At 45.8% G+C, this 3015-nt stretch carries 4 protein-coding genes; 1 reads left to right on the plus strand and 3 read right to left on the minus strand.

Features of this window, described 5'->3' with window-relative positions; genetic code table 11:
• Positions 1-51: 51 nt before the first annotated feature.
• Together amrA and amrB are read right to left on the minus strand one after the other, a co-directional pair.
• Entirely contained in the window at positions 52-606 is a 555-nt protein-coding gene (gene amrA, locus A3735_RS16725) for an AmmeMemoRadiSam system protein A (RefSeq protein ID WP_082880337.1), read from the minus strand.
• Between the two features lie 29 nt (positions 607-635).
• Positions 636-1436 (minus strand): AmmeMemoRadiSam system protein B, encoded by an 801-nt coding sequence (gene amrB, locus A3735_RS16730; RefSeq protein WP_068513332.1) that lies wholly within the window; start codon positions 1434-1436, stop codon positions 636-638.
• A gap of 202 nt (positions 1437-1638) precedes the next feature.
• On the opposite strand from amrB, the gene thpR reads away from it, so the two are divergent.
• Positions 1639-2154 carry an RNA 2',3'-cyclic phosphodiesterase gene (gene thpR / locus A3735_RS16735; protein ID WP_068513335.1) on the plus strand — a complete coding sequence of 172 codons (516 nt, stop codon included), beginning with the start codon at positions 1639-1641 and terminating at the stop codon, positions 2152-2154.
• 2 nt (positions 2155-2156) lie between these two features.
• On the opposite strand, the gene A3735_RS16740 is transcribed toward thpR, so the two are convergent.
• The coding region (locus A3735_RS16740; protein WP_197485915.1) for a helix-turn-helix domain-containing protein at positions 2157-3015 on the minus strand (859 nt) is incomplete at its 5' end.

Consider the following 3015-nt stretch of genomic DNA (forward strand, 5'->3'; position numbering starts at 1 on the left):
TAATTGCGAACAGTCATAAATACTATCTTAATAAGATCCTTATCTATAGGGCTAATCACCAAAACTCTCTACAGTGTAACGTTCAAGTTCTATTGATTCATTCCAATAGTCCAACGTCAATCCAGCTTTGGCTTTAAGGTGATTTAAAAAATCAGACTTATCTGGCAGCTGCTCCCAGACAGAGGGTAGAAAAGTTGCTCTTCGATTACCTAACGTCAATATCAGGCCATCTATACCGACACGTAGTTGAGATAGTAAGTCTTGCTCTGAATTCACCTGCATCGGCTCTGGGGTGCTTAGTACAGAAATATGATATTGGAGTTTCTCGTATTCGCTCTGTGACATAGGCGAAAAGCGGGAGTCATTAAATGCTGCACGGTAAGCATTCTCTGCAATATCGAGCACTAGAGGCCGATAAGCCTGAAGAGAACCTATACAGCCGCGTAATTCTCCGCTAATTTTCAATGTAACAAAGCTGGCAAACTCTTTTACTAGCTCAGCATCATAGTCACCCATTTGAACGGACAAAGGCCTACCGTGATCTAAACCATGCCTGATAGATGCTTGTGCTATAGCGATCAGTTGCTGCTGATGCTGTTCATTCAAGGCCTTTCTCCTTTTATAAATACGCTAGCTTAGGAAAAACTCCAAGCACCGTAGCCAACCACTCTATCTTTATCTCCAGCAGTATCACCTGAATTACACAGTGCCAAGCGATGCGGCGTCAGATCACGTTTTAGTGCTATTTGAAGTAATCCATTCACCGGGTTTCGGCCACAGGCATCGTCATATTCAATCAAGTCTGCCTGAAGCGTGTCGATAGCTTCGGCAGTCTTGCTATCCTTTTTACTAGCGACTTCGTAGCTCAGAAAATGACTCAGGTCAGAACTGATGACAAACAAGGTATCTTCGCCACCCCATAAGGAATCAATCACCTTGGCAACCTGATGCTTATCCGCATCTCCAACAACTAAGGGAAGCAAACTGAAGTCGCCTAATAGCGCTTGTAGAAAAGGTAATTGAACTTCGAGGCTATGCTCCTGAAGGTGGGCCTGGTCAAGCGTTTGAGCTAGCCCCTTAAGCTCAAGTTTTTGGGTCGCTAGGTAATCAAGTTCGATCATTCCCAAGGGAGTCTCATAGCTATGGAAGTGGCTACTGGCCAAACCTTTAAAACCATAATGATGGGATGGCCCCAAGAGAACGACTCGTTTGATTTTATCGACATAGGGTAGCAAACTCGCGTAAGCCGAGGCAGCGACCGCACCTGAATAGATATACCCTGCATGAGGCACGATAATCGCTTTTGGCTGAGCTGCCGGTACTTCTGGCAAGACCGACAAGGCGATTTTCATACAGTCATCAATATTAGCGCGCAGCTGCTGCGGGTTGGACGGGTAAAACTGTCCTGCCACGGCAGGAGAACGACTCAAATTCATAGGTGAAGCCCTCCGTTTGTGCAAGGGAAATCGACTCGGCACATTGAGATTGACAAACTTAACCCCAATAATGATAAGTATAGAGGCCATTGATAAAAGGAAAAAGTAATTAGCTAGCAGAATCAAGGCAAAGCTAAGTGCCCGGCATGTGGCGCAGACTGTCCGGGATATTTCTCACAAGATAATGAATAGTGGAAAAGCTATGAGGCTCTTTATCGCAACCCCCTTATCAAATACAACACAAGCTGAAGTGTTACAGTATCAGCCGCCAACAGCTGAGGGCGCTCGCTTACTTCGCCCTGAACTCTTGCATATGACCTTACAGTTTATTGGTGAAGCAGAGCCTAAGGTGGTCAGCCAAGCACTGCAGAATATCCAATTCAATGCCTTTAGTACTCACTTCACTCAAACCGGAGTCTTTTCCCCTAAAAAGAGTAAGAACATTTTATGGCTCGGGCTCGCCCTGAATGATGACTTAGCTCGGCTGCAAAAAATGATTAGCCACTCACTACGCGAAGCGGGCATCAAAATCGACTCCCGTCAGTTCACCCCACATATCACTTTGGCGCGCTGTAAGCGCAGTATGGATAAGGCCTATATCGACGCATTCGTCAATCAAGAGCCCATCGCCAGGCCTTACCAGATTAATCAATTTCACCTATATCGTAGCCATAATAAAGGCGGGCAACTGCACTATGACATTATAGAGAGCTACTAGGCTTAAACGTCTGTATCGCTCAAACATACCGCGTACCGTATCTGCTCCCAGTCATAACCCTCACCCAAGGCCTCGAATACTGGTTTGATTCGTTCAGGCTTGTTCAAGCTTAGCCATTGTGCCTGAATACCCGCTATTTGTTCTGGCGATATCATCGTACTGACATCAACGTCTTCCCCATGAAAAGCCAGACGATATATATGGCTAATTATCGTAGACTTACTTAAACCTCTCGTTTTGGCGATCTCATTGGGTGACCGCCCTTGCTGATAGAGCGAAAAGGTCTCTCGATGCGTATCGCCTAGTTTCGCCATAGTAAAGTCACTACGCGCAGGTTTAGGCGGCAACTTTTTCCGCACAGGCCCACCAATAAGTAAGCGATCACTCTCATCAACCAAGCTCGATATTAAGGCAACGAAGGGTTCACCATACTTCTCACACTTATGATCCCCCACACCGCTGACCGTCAAGAAGGCGGCTAAGTTCCCAGGCTTAAGCCGAGACATATCTTTTAAGCTTGCATCTGAAAAAACGGTATAGCCCTGAACTTTATCCTTCTGCGAAATTTCTTTTCTGAGCCCTTTTAATGCCTCAAACAAAAGATGCTCAGCCTCGCTAAGATCGGCGTGCTTGTTCACTTTTTTCTCAACCTGATTGATTTTTGGATCTACAGGCTCACATAGCTGAACTGTCTTATCTCCTTTCAAAACAGCCATCGATAAGTCCGTCAGATGCAGTGTACTGCCTTGAGAAAAGTCGAGTGATAGATAGCCGCGATCAATCAGCTGTGTAATGTAGTGAGACCAGTCTTTCCAGGCGATGTCCTTACCTGCGCCGTAGGTCTTGATAGTATTTAGACCC

This window comes from Oleiphilus sp. HI0061, assembly GCF_001635675.1.

Coding starts and splice junctions, on each gene's coding strand:
- thpR (WP_068513335.1), top strand. CDS start 1,639: ATGAGGCTCTTTATCGCAACCCCCTTATCAAATACAACACAAGCTGAA.
- amrB (WP_068513332.1), bottom strand. CDS start 1,436: ATGAATTTGAGTCGTTCTCCTGCCGTGGCAGGACAGTTTTACCCGTCC.